At 61.9% G+C, this 19,475-nt stretch carries 15 protein-coding genes and 1 tRNA gene; 12 read left to right on the top strand and 4 right to left on the bottom strand.

The genetic code is table 11. The annotated features are described in order from the left end of the window. Positions 1-12 precede the first annotated feature (12 nt). From ACOVQ0_RS13890 to ACOVQ0_RS13900, 3 genes are all read left to right on the top strand, one after another. Positions 13-1,071: a sugar phosphate isomerase/epimerase family protein gene (locus ACOVQ0_RS13890; protein ID WP_421885483.1), complete on the top strand. Its 1,059-nt coding sequence runs from the start codon at positions 13-15 to the stop codon at positions 1,069-1,071. Between the two features lie 13 nt (positions 1,072-1,084). Next, entirely contained in the window at positions 1,085-1,459 is a 375-nt protein-coding gene (locus ACOVQ0_RS13895; protein WP_421885486.1) for a C-glycoside deglycosidase beta subunit domain-containing protein, read from the top strand. 61 nt (positions 1,460-1,520) lie between these two features. After that, positions 1,521-2,354, top strand: coding sequence for a 3-keto-disaccharide hydrolase (locus ACOVQ0_RS13900; RefSeq protein ID WP_421885490.1), 834 nt, complete (start codon positions 1,521-1,523; stop codon positions 2,352-2,354). A 167-nt stretch (positions 2,355-2,521) separates the two neighbouring features. Here the strand turns inward: ACOVQ0_RS13900 and ACOVQ0_RS13905 are convergent. Continuing rightward, positions 2,522-2,598 (bottom strand) — tRNA-Met (locus ACOVQ0_RS13905). Positions 2,599-2,959: 361 nt separating this feature from the next. Between ACOVQ0_RS13905 and ACOVQ0_RS13910 the strand changes: the two genes are divergently transcribed. From ACOVQ0_RS13910 to ACOVQ0_RS13940, 7 genes are all read left to right on the top strand, one after another. Continuing rightward, the gene (locus ACOVQ0_RS13910) at positions 2,960-3,277 is read left to right on the top strand and encodes a hypothetical protein (RefSeq protein WP_421885493.1); all 318 of its coding nucleotides are present in this window, start codon (positions 2,960-2,962) and stop codon (positions 3,275-3,277) included. Next, a complete protein-coding gene (locus tag ACOVQ0_RS13915) occupies positions 3,277-4,005 on the top strand; it encodes a cellulose synthase operon protein YhjQ/BcsQ (RefSeq protein ID WP_421885496.1) in 729 nt (242 codons plus the stop codon). The genes ACOVQ0_RS13910 and ACOVQ0_RS13915 overlap by 1 nt, the downstream gene beginning before the upstream one ends. Beyond that, complete coding sequence (gene bcsA / locus ACOVQ0_RS13920; RefSeq protein WP_421885499.1) at positions 4,002-8,408, top strand: UDP-forming cellulose synthase catalytic subunit; 4,407 nt, start codon at positions 4,002-4,004, stop codon at positions 8,406-8,408. The genes ACOVQ0_RS13915 and bcsA overlap by 4 nt, the downstream gene beginning before the upstream one ends. Further along, positions 8,392-11,811, top strand: a complete 3,420-nt coding sequence (locus tag ACOVQ0_RS13925) for a cellulose synthase subunit BcsC-related outer membrane protein (RefSeq protein WP_421885502.1) — start codon at positions 8,392-8,394, stop codon at positions 11,809-11,811. Before bcsA ends, ACOVQ0_RS13925 begins: the two co-directional genes overlap by 17 nt. A gap of 5 nt (positions 11,812-11,816) precedes the next feature. After that, a complete protein-coding gene (gene bcsD, locus ACOVQ0_RS13930; protein WP_421885637.1) occupies positions 11,817-12,257 on the top strand; it encodes a cellulose biosynthesis protein BcsD in 441 nt (146 codons plus the stop codon). Next, entirely contained in the window at positions 12,247-13,269 is a 1,023-nt protein-coding gene (locus ACOVQ0_RS13935; RefSeq protein WP_421885505.1) for a glycosyl hydrolase family 8, read from the top strand. Before bcsD ends, ACOVQ0_RS13935 begins: the two co-directional genes overlap by 11 nt. Before the next feature lie 138 nt (positions 13,270-13,407). Beyond that, positions 13,408-13,941, top strand: a complete 534-nt coding sequence (locus ACOVQ0_RS13940) for a RidA family protein (RefSeq protein ID WP_421885507.1) — start codon at positions 13,408-13,410, stop codon at positions 13,939-13,941. Positions 13,942-13,944: 3 nt separating this feature from the next. On the opposite strand, the gene ACOVQ0_RS13945 is transcribed toward ACOVQ0_RS13940, so the two are convergent. From ACOVQ0_RS13945 to ACOVQ0_RS13955, 3 genes are all read right to left on the bottom strand, one after another. Next, on the bottom strand, positions 13,945-14,628 hold the full coding sequence (locus tag ACOVQ0_RS13945; RefSeq protein WP_421885509.1) for a Fe2+-dependent dioxygenase: 684 nt from the start codon (positions 14,626-14,628) through the stop codon (positions 13,945-13,947). Between the two features lie 9 nt (positions 14,629-14,637). Beyond that, positions 14,638-15,408, bottom strand: coding sequence for an energy transducer TonB (locus tag ACOVQ0_RS13950; RefSeq protein ID WP_421885512.1), 771 nt, complete (start codon positions 15,406-15,408; stop codon positions 14,638-14,640). A 138-nt stretch (positions 15,409-15,546) separates the two neighbouring features. Then, the gene (locus tag ACOVQ0_RS13955) at positions 15,547-17,943 is read right to left on the bottom strand and encodes a TonB-dependent receptor (protein ID WP_421885515.1); all 2,397 of its coding nucleotides are present in this window, start codon (positions 17,941-17,943) and stop codon (positions 15,547-15,549) included. Positions 17,944-18,298: 355 nt separating this feature from the next. Here ACOVQ0_RS13955 and ACOVQ0_RS13960 point away from each other — a divergent pair, with 355 nt between their 5' ends. Both ACOVQ0_RS13960 and ACOVQ0_RS13965 read left to right on the top strand, forming a co-directional pair. After that, complete coding sequence (locus ACOVQ0_RS13960) at positions 18,299-18,958, top strand: PepSY-associated TM helix domain-containing protein (protein WP_421885640.1); 660 nt, start codon at positions 18,299-18,301, stop codon at positions 18,956-18,958. Between the two features lie 24 nt (positions 18,959-18,982). After that, positions 18,983-19,465, top strand: a complete 483-nt coding sequence (locus ACOVQ0_RS13965; RefSeq protein WP_421885518.1) for a DUF2271 domain-containing protein — start codon at positions 18,983-18,985, stop codon at positions 19,463-19,465. The last annotated feature ends 10 nt before the right edge of the window (positions 19,466-19,475 follow it).

Below are 19,475 nucleotides of genomic sequence, written 5' to 3' on the forward strand. Positions count from 1 at the left end.
AAGAGGTGACCTGTGTCCAGCAAGATCAAACGGGGCGTGAGCCTCTATTCCTATCAGAACGAGACCTTTCAAGGTAAGATGACCCTTGAAGACTGCATTCGCGTAAGCTCGAAACTCGGTGCCAAGGGCATTGAGATCATCGGCGAACAGACTTTCTGGGGTTGGCCGGAATATGGCGTTGCGCAGGATGACGTCGATAACTGGCACCGGCTGATCAAGCAGTACGACTGCACGCCTGTCAGCCACGATTTCATGCTCGATTACAAGCGCTACAAGGGCCGCGAAATGCCCTTTGAAGAGCAGGTCGCCAGCGTCAGGAACGACATCGACTTCGGCACACGCCTCGGCATGAAGTATATCCGCGCGCTCGTCTCGATCGCGCCCGAAGTGCTGGTCGCCGCCGCGCCCTACGCCGAAGAAAAGGGCATCAAGATCCTCATCGAGGTTCACGCCCCCCTGCACTTTGACCATCCGTGGATCATCCGCCACGCCGAAGCCTTTGAAAAGTCCGGCTCGGATGCGCTGGGCTTCCTGCCCGACATGGGCATGTTCCTGTTTTCCTTCCCGCCTGTGTGGAAAGAAAAGTTCATGCGCATCGGCGTGCCCAAGGCCATCGCCGACTACGTGGAAAAGGCTTACGAAGACCGCGTACTGTCGGAATACGTGATCCTGAATGTGCAGCAGATGGGCGGCACCGGCCCCGCCATCGCGATGGCGGAAACCATGCGCCACAACGCCGCGTTCGAACCCAAGCGAATGCTCGACTACATGCCGCGCATCCACAACATCCACGGCAAGTTCTACCAGATGAACGAAGACTGCGTGGAACCTTCGATCCCCTATGATGAAATCGTCAAGGTGCTGCAGCAGGGTGGCTATGAAGGCTACATCTGCTCGGAATACGAAGGCAACCGCTGGATCGAAGATGCCGAAGAGCCGGATTCGGTTGAACAGGTTCGCCGCCAGCAGGTGATGCTCGCCAAACTGCTGGGCGAAACCGAAGTGCCAACAATCAAAACCTCGCCCACCGCATCGGCCGACGCTGAAGCCGCCCGCGAAGCCGCAGAATAAGGAGCGCATTGCCATGATGGACAACAAGATGATCGTCGAAGGCAGCCTCCAGTCTGTCGAAGGGGGTTTTTCCTTCCTTGGTCGCCTGCCTTATTATCGCGGCCTTGGCCTCTCGATGATCGAGGACATCCAGGTCACGCTTGATGGAGAATTGCAGCCACGGGAAGCGGTTCGCTTTTCGGTTCGCGGCAAGACCTACACGCTCGACGAAATGGAAACCTGCTACGACAATCGCTGGAATTTCGGCGAAAAGGCGCAGATCATCGTGCTGAATGGCGGCCTTTCCGCCGGCAGCCACACGATCACTTTCGCCGTGCGCAACCGCGTTTCCTACCTGCCCTTCGTGCCTACAACCAAGGACACCAAGGAACTGGCGTTGGCCGCATAAAACCTCTGCGCCCCCGCGAAAGCGGGGGCCTTAGGCAAAAACAGATAGATCGGGGAACCGGATGCCCAGCCGCCGCATCATGCTGCAAAGCCTCGCCGCCCTGACCGTTGCAGCCAACCTCCCCCGTCCCGCCCGCGCCTCAGCGCCGTCATCGCCTTGGCGCGCGCTCTTCAATGGCCGCAATCTTGATGGCTGGACGATCTATCAGGACGGCGAAGGCAACATTGACCGTCACGGCGCGATCCGCATTGAAAAGGGCGTGCTGCACATGTTGGGCAGCAGCTTTACCGGACCGGACAAGGCCAGCTTTGGCCACCTCGCCACGAAAACGCTCCACGGCAACTATCACTTGCGCATGGACTTCCGGTTTGGCGAACGTCGGTTTGCGCCGCGCGTATGGCAACGCCGCAACTCAGGCCTTCTTTATCACATGGGACCAGAACTGGATCGCCTGTTCCCCGATTGCGTCGAATTTCAGTTCGAAGAAGGCGATATCGGCGATGCGATCATGGTCAACACCAAGGCGCTCCAGGGCCCCCTTCTCGGCGGCACGCCGCTCTGGCCCACCTACTTTCCCGGCCTGCCCAGGACTTATGCCGACCCGGTCAACGCAGGCGGAATTGCGCGCCAGTGGCACCGCCATGCCAGCGATTATGAACGGATCGATGGCTGGAACACGATCGATCTGATCGCTTTCGAAGATCAGGCAGCCCATCTGGTAAACGGGCGCATCGTCAATACGCTGTTCAACATGATCGACCGCAACCAACAGCCCCTGAAAACCGGGCGGATCGCGCTTGAGTTCGAAGCGGCAGAGGTTTTCCTGCGCAATGTGATGATCCGCGATCTTTCAGCCGAAGACATCGCGCTGATAAGGAAGCAGGGATCGTATTGATATCCAAACAGGCACGCGCGATATGTCGACGAAGAACGCGTGATCATCAGCCTGATAGACCGCCTGTCCGCGTGATAAATGGCAACACGGTTTACGGCACTGTGTAAACCAACCACAGCGCAAGAAATCACTTCAACGCCAACCATCAGATTTGATTGGGAAATGATTGGTAGCGGAGGAGGGACTCGAACCCCCGACACGCGGATTATGATTCCGCTGCTCTAACCAGCTGAGCTACTCCGCCACATCAGACCGTCGCCGCGTTGGGCTGGATCGTCGGTAGGCCGCGCTCCTAACCGCGCCGGGGCGCACGGTCAACCGGTTAACCGGGGAATTTTTTCGTTCGGCATAAAAATCGGCAAAGATGGTTGGCGCACGGTGGTTGCAAGCGTGCCTTCGCAAACCGGAGCGGCTGCAAGCGCCGTAAATCTCCTACAAAGACCCAGCGTGGCATCCCTGATTTTGAACGATAAATTTTCCGTAATTATCTCCGCGTTTACCATTGTCTGCGAGGAATTACGTAAATCTACTAAGGGTATAGCTGCATTTCCTTCGAGAATGAACCGATTGGAGATGCGCTGCGCCCCTCAAGCAGGGACAGTAAAATGCGGTCCGACGTAAAGACTTTGCTGGGCAGGCTGGGGCGGAGCCAATTCAGGTACAAGGAATTCGCCGACCGCTTTTCCGAACTGGAAACCTGGCCTGTCTTCGAAGCGGTCATCCGCGATCCGCGCGTCTTTGAAAGCGCAGTTCATGGCCTGCCCCCTGCTCTTGCGGAATCATCGCCGGATGTTGCGCCAATCGGTTCGGTTCTTTCACGCAAATATGGCGGGGACGACGCCGCAACCGCAAATAAGCCCGGCGGTGACGTGCGCAGCCTGCTCGCGCAGATCTCTGCCGCAGCCAAGAAGGGGGCGATCTGATGGCGCTTGTCCTGATTTCCGGCCTGCGCGGCGGCGTCGGCGTGACCAGCCTCGTGGCCAATCTGGCAATGACCATTGCCAGCGGCGGCCAATCGGCGGTGATCCTCGATCTGTCGCAAAGCAGCACGCTTGGGCTTCACTTCGGCCTTGATCCGCATCAGCCATTGCCGGGCTTCGATGCGCCTGCCGCTGCGGCAGGTCCAATTCACGGGGTCAGACTGCTGGATGCGGCAGCGCAATCAGCCAGCAAGGATCTGGGCGAAGGTCTGGCCAGCGGCGATTTCAGCTTTGCCGGCGAAGTGATCCACATCGCCGATCTTTCGGGCGCAGCAGCAGGCGCCGCCGAACAGTTGCGCCCCTTCGCCGATATCGAACTATGCGTGCTCGCACCCACGGCAGAATGCATATACGGGTTGCCCGGCGCGCTGGAGACGCTGCCTCCTGCCACATTCTTCGTCCTCAACCGCTGTGACGATACGCGCAGGCTCGGCCGCCACGCCGCCAGCTTCGTGCGGGAACTGCTGGGCGAGCGGCTCTTGACCACAATCCATGCAGATGAAGCCGTGGCCGAAGCGGGCGCAATGATGCAGCCTCTTTCGCGCCACTCGCCCGCCAGCGCGGCGCTTGCCGACATCACCGGCATCGCCAAACGGATAGCTCTGCTCTCAGGCCCTCCCCTGCCCGGCGCTGTGCCTGAATCGAACGACACGCAAAGCGACGCCGCATGATCCGTCTCTACAACAAGCTACTGCCGTGGTTGACCATCGGCGCGATCCTTTTCGCGGCGGCCGTCGTGATCGGTGTTCCGCTTGACCTGCATCAGCAATGGCTGATGGCGGGTGGGACGATCATTGGCACGATGGTCCTTTCGCGGCGCGGTTCACGCAAGGCGGCGCTGACGTTGGGGATTCTGGCGATCCTCACCTCCACCCGCTATATGTTCTGGCGCACCACGCAGACCCTGCAGTTCAATACCCTGCCCGAATTCCTGTTCGGCAGCGGCCTCTATCTTGCAGAGCTATACGCATGGGTTCTGCTGCTGCTCGGCTTCCTGCAGACGAGTTGGCCGCTCGAACGCCCGCCGGTAGAGATCGAGGGCGATCCGAACACGTGGCCAACGGTCGATGTCTATATTCCGACCTACAATGAAAGCCTGGAGATCGTCCGCAACACGGTTTACGCCGCGATGGACATGGATTACCCGGCTGACCGTTTCCGGGTGTTCATCCTCGATGATGGCCGCCGCCCCGAATTCCGCGCCTTCGCGCGTGAAGCGGGCTGCGGCTACATCACCCGCGACAACAACCTTCACGCCAAGGCCGGCAATCTCAACGCCGCAATGAAAAAGACCGATGGCGAGCTTATCGCCATTTTCGATTGCGACCATGTGCCCACGCGCTCGTTCCTGCAACTGTCGCTTGGCTGGTTCCAGAAGGACGCCAAGCTGGCGCTGATGCAGACGCCGCACTTCTTCTATTCCCCCGATCCGGTGCAGCGCAATCTGGCACCCGTGCGCGATATGCCGGGCGAAGGCGACCTGTTCTACAACCCCGTTCAGGACGGCAACGACCTGTGGAACGCCACGTTCTTCTGCGGATCGTGCGCCGTCATCCGCCGCGAAGCGCTGATGCAGACCAATGGTTTTGCGGGCGAAACGGTGACGGAAGACGCGCACACCGCGCTGAAACTGCAGCGCATGGGCTGGAACACCGCCTATATCTCGGCCCGCCTTTCCGCTGGCCTTGCCACCGAACGCCTTGTCGTCCACGTCGGTCAGCGCATCCGCTGGGCGCGCGGGATGACGCAGATCATGCGCATCGACAATCCGCTGCTCGGCAAGGGCCTGAAGTGGCAGCAGCGGCTTTGCTATCTCAATGCCATGCTGCACTTCCAGTTTCCGCTGCCGCGCATCGTGTTCCTCACCAGCCCGCTTGCCTATTTGATCTTTGGCCAGAACATCATTCAGGCTTCTGCCTCGCTGATCTTTGCCTATGCCCTGCCCCACCTGTTCTGTTCACAGGTTGCATCCGAACGGCAGCAGGTTGGCTGGCGGCGTCCATTCTGGGGCGAGATTTATGAGACGATCCTCGCCTTCCATCTGGTTGCGCCCACCGTCATCACATGGTTCCAGCCCCGCAAGGGCAAGTTCAACGTGACTGACAAGGGCGGCGTGCTGGACCAGACCTATTTCGATTGGGCCATTGTAAAGCCGCACCTGATCACGGTTGGCCTGCTGGTTGGCGGCATGGCGCTGGCCATCGCCAAGTACGTGTTCTTCCCGCAGTATTTCAACGTCCAGCTTGATACGCTCGCGCTGAACCTTGCATGGGCAAGCTTCAGCCTGATCCTGCTGCTCGCGGCCGTATCGGTCGCGCGTGAAACCCGCCAGTCGCGGCAGGAAATTCGCCTGCAAGCCCGCCTTCCTGTAACCGTTCACTTCGCGTCAGGCCATGTTGCCAAGGGCGTGACCACCGATATCTCGATGGGCGGCGCTGCAATTGAACTGCCCACCGGCGTTGCGCCGCTCGATATCGCGGTGACGCATGTCGTGCTGTCTACGGGCGCTGAAAATCTGGCCATCCGCGTGGATCAGGTGCGCCGTCGCGATGGCTTCGTTTCGGTCAAGTTCAGGCCGCTGGAAAACATTGCCGCACGCCAGCTTGTGCGCGCCATCATGGGCAGAGCCGACGCCTGGCAGCGCCCCGCCCCACCCGAGCGCGTGGCCGGACTGCGCTCGCTTCAGGATATTATCGTGATCGATGCCATGACCGTAAAGCGCGCGCTGCGCCTGAACTTTGCCGAACGCAGGGTGCAAAAGGCAGAGCAGGCTGCAATGGCGAAGGCCACAAAGGACGCCGAAAAGACTCCAGGCTTCACAGCTGCACCGCTGGCCAAAGCCGCCGCGATCGCGCTTGCTCTTGCAACCGCCGGTTATGCAATGCTGCCCGGCGCAGTGCGTGCCGCACCCGTCGTCGCGCCCTCAGCACCCGCACCAGCCACCACGGCGCTCGATACAGAACGCCTTACCTTCAAGGACTTGCGCATCCGCAATGCGATCCGCCTTCAGGGCACGCGCGGCGAAATCAGCATACCCTTCGGCATCCGGCAGGATGAAGTGGTCAGCGCCGCAACGATCACGCTTCAGGCAGCATGGTCCCCTGCACTTCTAGGCGACAGCAGCCAGCTTGTCGTGATCGTCAACGGCGAAGTCGCGCAGATCGTGCCGCTGCGATCCGAAAACTCCGGCGGACAGGTCATCACCGTTCCGGTCAACCCGGCGCTGTTCCTGCCGGGCGACAACCAGCTCAACTTGCGCCTGATCGGCCATTATGCGCGCGATTGCGAAGATCCGTTCAACAGCCTGCTCTGGGCAAACATCAGCAACACCCGCTCATGGCTCGATCTGACGAAACAGCATCTGCCAATGCGCCCTGATCTGGCACGTCTGCCAGCGCCATTCTTTGAAAAGGGCATCAACTCCACGCTGAAAGTGCCGTTCGTTTTCGCTGGCCAACCCCGCGCGGGAGAGCTTGAGGCCGCCGCCCCAATCGCATCGTGGCTGGGCAGCCTTGCCAGCTATCGCGGTTTCGCGTTCAAGCCTTCATTCGGCCAGATCCCCACCGGCAACGCCGTGGTGTTCCTCAATCGCAACGGCGCGATGCCCGAACTCGGCCTTGCGGTGAACGGTCCCTCGGCTGCCGTCATCGCCAACCCGCGCGACAGGAATGGCACGCTGCTTGTCATCATGGGCCGCGACAATGCCGAACTGCGTCTTGCCGCGGGTGCCATCGCCACCGGCAAGGGCGTGTTCGGCGGCCCGCGCATGAGCTTCGAAGGCGCACGCATCCCCAGTTGGCCCCGCTATGGCGCGCCACGCTGGCTGCCCACCGACCGCGCGATCCGCCTTGGCGAGCTGACCGAACCCTATGCGCTGCAAGGCCTTGGCCTTCCCCCCGGCCCGCTGACAGCCCGTTTCCGCGTCGCGCCGGACCTGTTCTTCTGGCCGCGTCAGGGGGGCGAGATCGATCTGCGCTATCGCTATCCCATCGCCAACTGGCTCGATCGCGATGCCTCGCGCCTCGATGTTTCGATGAACGGCCAATACCTCAAAACGCTGCCCCTGACGGGAAGCTGGTGGACCGGCCTGTTCGGATCCAAAGGCGCAAACAGCCACGATGGGCACCAGAGCGTCGTCCTGCCGCGCTATGCCCTGTTCGGCCAGAACGAGGTTGTTTTCGATTACAACCTGATCGTGGCCAACAAGCAGAAGTGCACCGGAATGCTGCCCGATAACGTGCGCGTCTCGGTCCTGCCTGAATCGACCATAGATCTGACCGATGCCTATCACGGCATCGAAATGCCCGATCTCGCCCCCTTTGCAAGCGCAGGCTATCCATTCACGGTGCGTCCCGATCTGGCCGAAACCACGGTCATCATGGCGGGCAACCCCTCAGCCGCGTCAGTCGAGGCTTTCCTTGGCCTGATGGGGCGGTTTGGCGATGCCACCGGCGCTGCCGCCACCGGTGTTACCGTTGCCGACCGTATCCAGCCAGAACGGCTTGCCGATCAGGACATCCTTGTCATCGGCAGCGCCACACTTGCCGGGGCCGAACAGTTCTTTGCGAACGCGCCCGTCCATTTTGAAGGCGGCGGGTTGAAAGTCAGCCAGGGTTCGCCCTTGCAATATGTCGGCGCGCTGTTCAGCAATCGCGATCAGGCCGATCCTGAAGAGGTTGCCGCCATCGTGCAAAGCGCGCGCGGCTTTACCGGCATCGCCAGCTTCCGTTCGCCTTACGCCACTGATCGCACCGTTGTTGCCCTGCTGGCGGATGATGTGCGCCAGTTGCCGCAACTGGTCGATGGCATGGCCGATGCGAAAATCAACGCCCAGATTCAGGGCGATCTGTCGGTCACATCGGGCGATGGCATGGCCAGCTATGCCATCGGGCCAACCTACTGGGTCGGTTCGCTGCCGGTGTGGATGAAAGTGGCCTACTGGTTCAGCAAACGTCCGCTGCTGATGGCCCTTTCGACCCTTCTGCTGGCGCTGGCCCTCACCGGCCCGGTCTATCTGTTCTTCAGCCGTCAGGCCAAGGCCCGACTTGCTGCCAACGATGAAAAGGGTGCCTGAGATGCGCCGGATGCAAAGTTCCGTGCGGCTCGCACTTATCGCGGCCCTGCTGGCGGGCGTAACGATGCCCACAGTCGCGCTGGCTGAAACGCCTGCTGTCAAAGCTCTGCTCGATCAGGCCGCCTATTGGCGGTCCAAGGGACGTAACGATCTTGCGGACCAGGCCCTGCGCCGCGCCCGCGCGCTTGATCCTTCAGCGGCAGAAGCAGCGCCTGTGCGCCCCAAACCGGCTCCCGCTCCAGCGGCAAAACCGGCTCCCGCACCTGCCCGGGCCGCGCCAGTTGCCAAAGCTGCACCAACATCGCGTAAGCCGACGCCCACTCCTACCCGCTCGGTTGCAAACACTGCCGGAACTGCGCGCGTGGCGGGTTTCTCCGCGCTTGATTCCGGTGACCTTTCCGGCGCAGCTTCCCGTTTCGAACGCGCGCTGGTCGCCAATCGCAACGATGGTGATGCTTTGGGCGGCCTTGGCATTGTGCGCCTGCGGCAGAACCGCTTTGCCGAAGCCCGCGACCTGCTCGAACGCGCGTCCCGCCTGCCCGGTGCCGGACGCTGGGCCGAGGCCCTGTCCTCAGCGCGCTTCTTCGGCGGCATCGAAGACGCTCGCGAAGCGCTCGACCGAGGCTTCGTGGACAAGGCGCAGGCAATCGCCGAAGATACCGTGCGCCTCGGATATGCCGAGCCGCAGCCCGCGCTGGAACTGCTGGCGCAGATCTATGAAAAGCAGGGCCGCTTTGCCGATTCCGCCGATCTCTATCGTCAGGCCAGCGCAGGCGGCGGTGCCGACGAGGCCCGCCTTGCCAGCCGCGCCGCCAGAGGCCGCGCCCTGGCCGCGATGGCGCGGGGTGATGACTACGCCGCCGAGCAGGAATTTCAGGGCGGCCTCCTTGCAGATCGCAACGATCCTTGGATTCGCTACGAATTTGCCCGCTTCATGATCGGGCGCGGTCGCCGTGCAGAAGCGGAATCGCTGGTCGGCTCGCTCGCCCAGTCGACCGATCCCGATGCGCTCTATGCCGCTGCCCTGATCAACAAGGATCTCGGCAACCTGCTCGCCGCCTCGGCCTTGGTAGAGCGTGTGCCCGAAAGCCGCCGCAGCCCGGCGATGCGCAACTTTGCAATCTCGATCAAGATCGAAGCCGCCATCGCCCGCGCCAAGGCACTTGCCGAAACCGGACAGAAGGCCGGTGCGATCTCGGCCTTGCGCCAGATAGCCAGCGTGCCTTCGCTGCCGGCCGCGCGCCGCGCCGAAGTGGCTGGCGCGCTCTATGATCTGGGTGATGAAGCCAGCGCCGCCAGCCTCGCCCAGTCGGCGCTGGATGGTGAGATCACCGACCTAGGCGGTTACGATGCGCTGGTGCGCGTCTTGGCCAGCACCGGGCGCGATGATCTTGCGCGGGCCGCCTTGCAAAAGGCTTCGGCGCTCGGTGGTTCTTCGCCCGATGCGCAACGCGCGGTGGCGCGGATGTCGGCAGGGCTTGCAGTGTCGCAGGCAGACCGGATGCGCCTTGTCGGCCAGTTCGCACCTGCGTTCGATCTGCTGCAAGGCGCATGGAACGCCGCACCCGACAACACCGAAATCCTTGCCGCGCTCGCCCGCCTTTACCAAAGCGGCGGCATGGCTGCCCGCGCCGCACAGTCCTATCAACTCGTGCTTGCCCGCGATGCCCGCAACCGCGATGCCCTGCTCGGCCTTGCGCAAACGGCTCAGGGAGCGGGTGACCGCGATCTGTCAAAACAGGCCGCCGACCGCGCTCTTTCAGCCTACCCGGATGACTATCAGGTCCACATTACACTGGCCCGCGTGGCGCAGGATCGGGGGGACAAGGGCGCCGCCGTGCGCCTGCTCAAGGAAGCGCGCGAACTCTACGCCCGCCAGAACGGTGGCACCACGGCCATCGCGCCGGGCGCAAACCCCTTTGCCGCCACGACTGGCGCGGCAGACGGCAACCCCTTCCGCGCGCAAGCCTTTGCTGCCCCGGCACCTGCCGCAGTAAATCCCTTTGCGCTGGGCAATGGCACGCGCCTTCCGTCGCAGCCCGTGGGCAACACATACGCCAGCACCGGCTATGCGCCCCAAGCCTATGCCTCCGCTGCACCTAGCGCCACGATGCCATCGATGGTGGCGCAGGCGCCCGCCGGATGGGGCGGCGCTCCTGCCGGATCGTTTGGCGTACCGGCACCAACGATGTCCACGGCAGACAGCAGCTTCGGGTCCGCCGCGCCCACCGGCCCGGTCGATCCAGTCCTCGCTTCTATCGCGTCCGATATCGAAACCCTCAGCGAAGATTCGCGCCCTCGCGCCGATCTCCAGACCGGTTACCGCAGCCGCAAGGGTGAAGCTGGCCTCAGCGCGCTCAGCGAAATCAAGGGTACTGCCGAATTTTCGACTGGCCTTGCCGGTGGCCGCGTAAAGGCCCGCGCCGAGGCGGTCGTGATCGATTCCGGCCGCCCCACCGGCTCAGGCCTCGCCCGCTTCGGTCAGAACGCCACCATCGAAGCCCAAGCCATCGTCGATGAAGAGCGCGCCGTGCTTACGCAGGCGCAGACGCAACAGGCATCCGGCGTGGCATTCACCGTAGGCTATGCCGATCGCACCGTGCAGATCGAAGGCGGCACCACGCCCATCGGCATGGGCGAAACCAAAGCCACCTTCCGCGCCGCGATCACGCCCGAACTCTCGCCCGGCGTGCAGGCAAAGGCATGGGCCGAGCGCAAACCCGTCACAGATTCCATCGTCTCCTATGCAGGCACGCGCGATCCGGTGACCGGCGAACGCTGGGGTCAGGTCATGCGCACCGGCGGCGGTGCCGGGTTCTCCTATGACCGCAACGGCAACGGCGTTTACGGCGAAGTCGCCTATAACCAGTATCGCGGCACCAACGTGCGCAACAATCGCGGGATCGAAGCCAACGTTGGTGGATATCTGCGCCTGATCAAGGGCCAGCGTTCACAACTGACCGGCGGCATCAACGCCAACTACCAGACCTACGACAACAACCAGAACTACTTCACGTATGGCCACGGCGGCTATTTCAGCCCGCAGAGCTTCCTGTCGATCGGTTTCCCGATCAACTACACGCTGGAAAGCGAAACGCTGGATATCAAGGCGAACCTTACCCCCGGCTTCCAGAGCTTCAGCCAGGATGAAACCGCGCTCTATCCCACCGATCCGGCGCTTCAGGGCAATCTCGATGCTCTGAAAGATCTCAACACCGATGTGCGCGCCCGCTATGATAGCCTGAGCCGCACCGGCTTCGCCATTTCGGCGGGCGGCGAAGTTTATTACAAGGTTTCTCCCAATACACAGGTCGGTGGCAACATTTCGTTCACAAGCTTCGGACAATACGAGGAATTCCGCTCGCTGATAGGAATTCGGCAGGCGATTGGAGGAACCCGGTGATCCAGATGCCCCTGCGCGAAGCCTTTGGCAGCACCCGCTCGCCCGGCGTTCCGCTGATCCTGTCCGATGTCGTTGCCGAACTGGCCGATGCCGCCTCGCCCCAGCAGATCGCGGGGTTCGGCTTTGCTTTGGGGCAGCGTCTTGCCGCGCGTGTGCGCCTTGATCAGGTTGCCGGTCTGAACGACCTTGAGATGCACCTGAACCGCCTCTGGAGCGATCTGGACCTTGGCGAGTGCCGTTTGCACGCCGATGAAACGGCGCTGGTGGTGGAACATGATCCGGGCCTTTTGCGCCCTGAGGTTCTCTCTCCCGCCGCCCGCCCTTTCCTCCTCGAACTCCTGCGTGGCACCTTCGATGCGTGCTTCCGCGCACTGGGCAGCGCCCCCGGCGTTCAGACTTCCGCCATCTGGCATGAACGGACAATCGAACTGCGTCATGGAGTTTGATCCCCTGCGTTTCGATCGCCGCGATGTCATTCTCGGCGGCATCGCCGTGCTGACCGCCGCCTGCGCCAAAGTGCCAAGCGGCAACGCCAAAGTGCGGCAAGGCTTCTGGCCCGCCTTCCGCGAACGCTTCATCACACCTGCCGGACGCGTGATCGACAACGGAAACGGCAACATCAGCCACAGCGAGGGCCAGGGCTATGGAATGTTGCTGGCAAGCCTCAACAACGACCGCGAAACCTTTGATTCGCTTGCCCGATGGACCGCCGAAACACTACGCCGCGATGACATGGCGCTCCACGCATGGAAGTATGATCCGCGCGATGCCGTGGCCGTGGCGGATCGTAATAACGCAACCGATGGCGATATCCTGATCGCCTGGGCATTGGCCCGCGCCGCGCAGGCCTGGAAGCTGCCTGATTACGGCCGCCAATCGGCCGAAATCCGCAGCGCGATCCGCAGCCGCCTTGTGATTGAGCGCTCTGGCCATCTGGTACTGCTGCCGGGGCTTCAAGGCTTTGCCGACGCGCATCGCACCGTCGTAAATCCCTCTTACTACATCTGGTCCGCGCTCGATGCCTTTGCCGCCCTTGATGGCGAGGCGGTTTGGGCGCCGGTTACGGACGATGGCATAAAGCTGCTCACCGCCGCGCGGTTCGGCAACCTGTCACTCCCGGTCGATTGGTTCGAAATCGCCCCCGACGGCAAGCTATCACCCGCCAGTGACAAGCCTCCCCGCTTCGGCTTTGATGCGATCCGCGTGCCGCTCTATGCAAGTGCAGGCCGCCGAATGGCCGTGGCCGATACCGTAGCCGCATGGTGGCGCAGCCTGTCCACCAGCGGCGCGCAAATCCCGGCGTGGATTGACGTGCAGACGGGCGAAACAGCACCCTACGGCCTGTCTGCAGGTGGGAAAGCCGTGGTGGCCCGCACGCTGGGCGGCGCACAGCCCGAAACGCTCGATCAGGACTATTACTCCGCAATCCTGCAACTGCTGGCGCACCACCTCAGCTGAACCGCCTGCATCTGCCAACACCTGCATCCGCCAACAAAGGATTCGAGCGCAAGACAACGCGCTCCTACTGTGCTGGCAGATTTTGCTGCACCGTGCGCTTCGCCGGGGCAGTAAGCTGGTGTCCATCAGGAGTGTTGCATGTCTCCCAGCCCGCATTTTACCCACAACCATACACGCACTGCGGCGTGGCTCGCCTCGCTGGCGGCCTGCCTTTTCACCGCCGCGCTACCAGCCACCGCCAATGCGCAAGTGACCAAGATCCAGTCAAACCCCAACGCGCTGATCCTTGAAGCCGCAGACGTAAAAGCCGGGACCGACATGATCTTCCTGTCTGGCCAGCTTGCAGCCCCACTCGATCCCGCAAAGCCCGGCTCCACGATCGCCGACTATGGCGATACGAAAACCCAAACGATCAGCGTGCTGAACAGGATCAGGACGATCCTTGAAGCGCGCGGTTACACGATGGCCGACGTCATCAAGCTGACACTGTTCGTTGCGGCTGATCCCCAGCTCGGCAAGATGGATTTTGCCGGCGCGAACGAAGGCTTCAAACTGTTTTTCAAGACGCCTGAAAACCCCGGCACCGTCGCGCGTTCAACCTTTCAGGTCGCAGCGCTCGCCGCCCCGCAGTTCCTGATCGAGATTGAGGCTATTGCCGCCAAGAAGCGCTGAAATTCAGGCCTCGGCCCACTGGCGCAGGAGATTGTGGTAGACACCGGTCAGGCGAACAATCGCCGGATCGCCCTGCCCCACCTGCGCCGCAAGGGTCTGGATCGATTGATCCAGTTCGAACAGCGTATCGCGCGCGGAATCATCGCGCACCATCGACTGTATCCAGAAAAAGCTCGCCACCCGCCGTCCGCGCGTTACCGGCTGCACCATGTGCAATGACGACGAAGGATAAAGCACGGCATCCCCCGCCGCCAGCTTCACCGCTTGCGCACCAAAGCGCGTTTCTATGGTCAGTTCGCCGCCATCATAGTCCGCCGGGTCTTCAAGGAAGACGGTCATCGACAGATCGCAGCGGACGCGCCAATCCGTGCCCGCCCGCAGACGCATCGCATTGTCAACGTGAAGGCCATAGGTCTGCCCACCCGCATAACTGTTGAACATCGGCGGATAGATACGCAGCGGCAGCGCGGCAGCGATGAACAGCGGATTGGCCGAAAGCGCTGCCAGAACGATCTTTCCTGCCTCCCGCGCGGCTTCACTGTCTTCGGGCAATTGCAGGTTGTGTTTCACCAGCCGCGCCTGATGGCCACTGGTAACATTGCCATCTTCCCAATCGGCGGCATCGATCAGCGCGCGAAGGGCGGCAACCGCTTCAGGCCGCAACAGGGCGGGAATGGGCAGCAGCATTGGTTTTCGTCAGGCCGATTGCAGAACGAAGGGAATTTCCACCACGCCTTTGACCTTCACCGGCGCACCATTGCGAGACGTGGGCTGCCAGCGCCAGCGGCGAACGGCGGAAAGCGCGGCGTCATCCAGCCGGGCAAAGCCGCTGCTCCTGACGACTGAAATCGCCTCGACCGCGCCATCAATGCCCAGAACAAGCAGGAGTTCGACCGTGCCTTGTTCTTTCTTGCGGCGGCTTTCGACCGGATAGCGCGGCGGTGCGCCCGAAACCATCCGCGTTCCAAGCGAGTCCGAACTGACCGTTGATGGAAGCGCTGGCGGTGCCGGGGGTGCGGGCGGCGCTGGCGGCGCGGATACAGCCACCGGTTGCGACACAGGCATGGGATCGGCAACCGCAACCTGCATGGGCTGCGAGACCGGAACGATCAGTGGCACCGGCGGCGGCGTGATCCGCGTTTCGAGTTTCTGCTGCTGCGGCTTGTCCGGTGTGGATGCTGGCGGCGGCGGCGGTGGCGGCGTCAGGTTCACCGCAACGAAACGGTCCTCGTGCTTCGCCACGGCTTGGTATCCCAGCCCCAGCAACACCGGCACAATTGCCAGATGAACCGCGACGGCCAAGGCCACGCCGGACAAGTTGCTCTTGCGCCCTTCGCCGTAACGCCCGCCGGATGGGGCATAGGCGGCTTCGGCCAAAGCAACTGGCGCAGGCGAACTGCGAGGAGGATATGCGGCGAACTCGCTCTGCTCGTCCGCAATCACGAAGTTGTCTCGTTCAAGGAACATGCCGCACTCCAACTGCGAATCGCTATCAAATGCAAGAAATCTTTTGCAACAGATTCGCATTATTTGAAATGATCGAGATCAAAAATGCTTCAGGCCGCCCCGCCGGAGCAAGGCGGCCTGAAACCGTGGTGCTTCCGATCAGAAGCTGTAGTTCAGGCTGAACACCGCAGAGCGCGTCGGCGCGGGCTGCGCCCAGCTACCGCCCAAGGCATTCCGCACCGTGGTGACGTACTTCTCGTTGGTGAAGTTCTGCACGTTCACCTGCGCCATCAGGCGGTCGGTGATGGGGTATGACGCCATGAAACGATGGATGGTGTAGCTGGGGACGTAATAGGGCACATATGTTCCCGCAGTCAGCAGCGCCAGCGTGGGCGAGTTCAGCAGGAATTTGCCCTGATAGGTCACGCCGTAGCCCAGTTCCAACCCGAAGCCGAAGCGGTAGGTGGTGAACAGGCTGCCCGAATGTTCGGGCGTATTGGTCAGTTGCGTGCCGCCAGTTGGGTCTGGAAATGCCGCGGATGTGCCGCAGGCCGTGCCTGGATTGGCAAGGCAGAAGTCCGATACGCCCTGCTGGATCTTGGCATCCAGATACATGTAGTTGGCGGAAATCGTCCAGTTTTCGGTGATATTGCCTGATGCACCGAACGAAATGCCCTGCACGCGCTGATTACCGTCCAGCCGCTGTTCGACAACCGTCGGATCGCCCGACGGCACGCGAATGCTGTCACGTTCGTTGCGGAACCACGCCAGCGTTACCAGCAGCTTCTTGTCAAAGAGATCGGCCTTTGCGCCCACTTCATAATTCTTGGTGGTTTCAGGCGCGAGGTTGCAGGTGGCAACGGCGCACGAACCATCCACTGCGGTTTGCGACGGGTTCTTCGACGTGCCGGTCGCCACATAAAGGCTGGTGTTCGGCGTCGGCTTGAACACGGCACCGATGCGATAGGAGAACAGATTGTTCTCGCTCTCGAACGGCCCCGTCGTGCCGCTGATCTGGCCAAGGGTAGCGCCGGTCGTGGTGTAGGAAACCGTGCGGTTCGAACCACGCACGTTTTCATATCGCACGCCGCCGTTCAGCTCGAACATCTCGCCGAACTTCATCGTATCGAACGCATAGGCCGAAATCGCGCGGCGTTTCCCCCTGTTCACACCGCTCTGGATGAAGTTGACCGGGCCGGTGTAGACATTGCTGCCATAGGTGAAACCGGCAGGGCCCTGCACCACTTCGCCGGGGTTCGCGATGTTGACCAGCGCGAAGGTTGGCGTCGTGCCATCTGCATTGCGCGGCAGGTTGCCCTGCGTCTGGTCAAAATCCTCCCACAGCGCCGATCCACCGATGACCAGCGAGTGCTCGATGCCGCCGGTCGAGAACTTCGCCGTGAGATCAAGCTGATCGTAGAACGTGCTGTTGTTGATGAAGCGCTGCACGCCACGCCCGCCTGTGGGCAGGTAATAGCCTGCGGGAACTGTTGCCGGGCAGGCAGCTTCGACCGAAGGCACTGCAAAAGTACCGGGCTGCAGCCCTGTGGAGGCAAGGCAGAATGTGCCAGTGGGCTGGCTGGTCACCGTGTCCTGAGCAATATGTTCATACCGCGTCAGGTTACGGATGCTAACGCCCTCGCCCAACTCATGCGAAAAGATCGCCTGAACCGCGTTGGTTTTCGAGTTTTGCTTATCGAGATTGGCGAAGCCGTAGTAACCGCTGCGATCGAAGTCCGACAGAAAGCCGCCAAGGTTTGCGTAATAGCGCAAGCCGTATTGCGGCATGGCCTTGTCGTCGAGGTGTTCATACTGCAGCGTCAGGTTGGTCGGGCTGTCCACGCCAATCGTGATCGAAGGCGCCACGCCCCAGCGCTTGTAGAATTCCACATCGCGGCCAGGCACGTCATTCTCATGATAGACCGCGTTCAGGCGCACTGCGATAAGGTCTGACACGCGACGGTTGATGTCCACCGTGGCGCGATAATAGTTATCGGTGCCCACGGCAGCGCTGATCACGCTCTGGTCATTGGCAAGCGGCTTCTTGGTAACGAGGTTGATATTGCCCGCTACCGAACCGCCGCCATTGAACACCGAATTGGCGCCGTTCGACACTTCGATCTGTTCGATGTTGTAGGTTTCATTGCGGTTCTGGAAAGCGCCGCTGCGCACACCATCGATGGTCACATCGTTCTTGGCATCCTGACCGCGCAGGATGATGCGATCACCATAGCCGAAGCCGCCCTCGCCCGCGCCAAACGTGATGCCCGGCACTGTCTGAAGCACGTCGCGCAGCGTCAGCAGGTTTTGTTGCTGCATAGACTTGGACGAGATCACCGTGATCGTCTGCGGCGTATCGAGCAGCGGCGCGGTGTACTTGGGCGAAGCTGCACGATCGACCTTGATCTGCTGCTCCTCGATCGCGGTATCGGTCACGGTCACGCCGCCAAGGCGCTGCCCCTCGCTCGCCTCCTGCGCCTGCGCCGGCCCCGTAAAGGTCATCGCCCCTACGCAGCTAAGCGCCAGGAATGACGGCACTGATCTCGATTTGGTCATGTATTCCCCCGATCGTGAATGGATTGTTTCGATCTGTGAAAGCGCCGCTATTGCGAGTCACTCGCATTGTCAACGAAAGGCGGGAAACTTCATTCATATTTTATGTTCAAGATCGGTCATGGCTGACAGGGATGAGCGAAAACCCATATTTTCTGGGACTTTCGCGCATCGCGACAATTTAATGCATATTTCGCTCTTGCGCATCGTTCGCATTAAGGGGATACGCCGCGCATCGATTGGGGCACATACTACGCCGGGAGGCCACGACTTGGACGTGATGGAGCGAACGGATGCGGAAAGCCGCGCGGATGAAACGCCGCGTGCCGCAGCGCCGCGCGATCGCGCCACTCCGGCGCTGACTCCTGCTGCAAAGGCAGCGCGCCGCAAGGCAAAGTCATCGCGCCAGTTCTGGCTCAAGCAGCTTCACGCGTGGCACTGGATCAGTGCTGCCGTCTCGCTCACCGCGATGTTCGTGTTTTCGGTCACCGGCCTCACGCTGAACCATGCCGCCACCATCGGCGGCGAACCGAAGGTGGAAACCGCGCAGGCACAACTGGCTTCCCCTTCTCTAAAAGCGCTTGAAGCAGGCCCTGCCACTGCCGCCGCCACCGATGCCAAGCCGCTCCCGGCCCCCGTCGCTGACGACGTGCAGCGCCTTGTCGGGGTAAAGGCGCATGGCGTTGCGGCAGAATGGTCGGACGCGGAAGTCTATGTCGCCGTGCCCGGGCCGGGCCGTGATGCCTGGGTCAGCATTGATCGCGCCACCGGCAACGTAGAGGCGGAAAAGACCAATCGCGGCTGGATCTCGTTTTTCAACGACCTGCACAAGGGCCGCAACACCGGCGCGGCATGGTTCTGGTTCATCGATGTGCTGGCGGTCGCCTGTGTGGTGTTCACGTTCACCGGCCTGCTCCTGCTGCAACTCCACGCAAAGAACCGCCCCACCACATGGCCGCTTGTGGGCCTTGGCACGGCGATTCCGCTGATCATCATCCTGTTCTTCATGCACGCATGAATTCGTAAGATTGGACAAAGCCCTATGAAGAAAAGCCTGATCCTTGCCGCGGGCGTGATCGCCGCCCCGACCGCTGCTTCAGCCGGAACGATCACCGTCACGATCCCGCGCATCGCCGTTTCGGAATACCACGTGCCCTACCTTGCCGCGTGGATCGAACCTGTCGGCGGCGGCGCGGCGCGGACGCTGGCGGTATGGTACGATGTCGACAAGGTGGGCAATGAACCCGGCACCAAATGGCTGGCAGACCTGCGCACGTGGTGGCGCAAGGGCGGTCGCAGCCTGAAGCTGCCTGCCAACGGCGTCAGCGGCGCAACCCGTGCGCCCGGATCACACCGCATCCCCATCCCCGCGAACATCAAGCCCGGCGCCTATACGCTGCACGTAGAGGCGGCGCGCGAAGATGGCGGACGCGAACTGGTTTCGGTTCCGCTCAGCATCCCAGCCGCCAACGGCAAGGCCAGTGGCAAGTCCGAACTGGGCGCCATCGTCATTTCCGCCCGCTGATTTTCATCCG

It is taken from the genome of Novosphingobium sp. (assembly GCF_049240505.1).
In the GTDB taxonomy this organism is placed as follows: domain Bacteria; phylum Pseudomonadota; class Alphaproteobacteria; order Sphingomonadales; family Sphingomonadaceae; genus Novosphingobium.

Bases quoted from the DNA above. Each gene is read 5' to 3' on its own strand.
- ACOVQ0_RS13895 (WP_421885486.1), top strand. From the start codon at position 1,085: ATGATGGACAACAAGATGATCGTCGAAGGCAGCCTCCAGTCTGTCGAA.
- ACOVQ0_RS13900 (WP_421885490.1), top strand. From the start codon at position 1,521: ATGCCCAGCCGCCGCATCATGCTGCAAAGCCTCGCCGCCCTGACCGTT.
- ACOVQ0_RS13910 (WP_421885493.1), top strand. From the start codon at position 2,960: ATGCGGTCCGACGTAAAGACTTTGCTGGGCAGGCTGGGGCGGAGCCAA.
- ACOVQ0_RS13915 (WP_421885496.1), top strand. From the start codon at position 3,277: ATGGCGCTTGTCCTGATTTCCGGCCTGCGCGGCGGCGTCGGCGTGACC.
- bcsA (WP_421885499.1), top strand. From the start codon at position 4,002: ATGATCCGTCTCTACAACAAGCTACTGCCGTGGTTGACCATCGGCGCG.
- ACOVQ0_RS13925 (WP_421885502.1), top strand. From the start codon at position 8,392: ATGAAAAGGGTGCCTGAGATGCGCCGGATGCAAAGTTCCGTGCGGCTC.
- bcsD (WP_421885637.1), top strand. From the start codon at position 11,817: ATGCCCCTGCGCGAAGCCTTTGGCAGCACCCGCTCGCCCGGCGTTCCG.
- ACOVQ0_RS13935 (WP_421885505.1), top strand. From the start codon at position 12,247: ATGGAGTTTGATCCCCTGCGTTTCGATCGCCGCGATGTCATTCTCGGC.
- ACOVQ0_RS13940 (WP_421885507.1), top strand. From the start codon at position 13,408: ATGTCTCCCAGCCCGCATTTTACCCACAACCATACACGCACTGCGGCG.
- ACOVQ0_RS13945 (WP_421885509.1), bottom strand. From the start codon at position 14,628: ATGCTGCTGCCCATTCCCGCCCTGTTGCGGCCTGAAGCGGTTGCCGCC.
- ACOVQ0_RS13950 (WP_421885512.1), bottom strand. From the start codon at position 15,408: ATGTTCCTTGAACGAGACAACTTCGTGATTGCGGACGAGCAGAGCGAG.
- ACOVQ0_RS13955 (WP_421885515.1), bottom strand. From the start codon at position 17,943: ATGACCAAATCGAGATCAGTGCCGTCATTCCTGGCGCTTAGCTGCGTA.
- ACOVQ0_RS13965 (WP_421885518.1), top strand. From the start codon at position 18,983: ATGAAGAAAAGCCTGATCCTTGCCGCGGGCGTGATCGCCGCCCCGACC.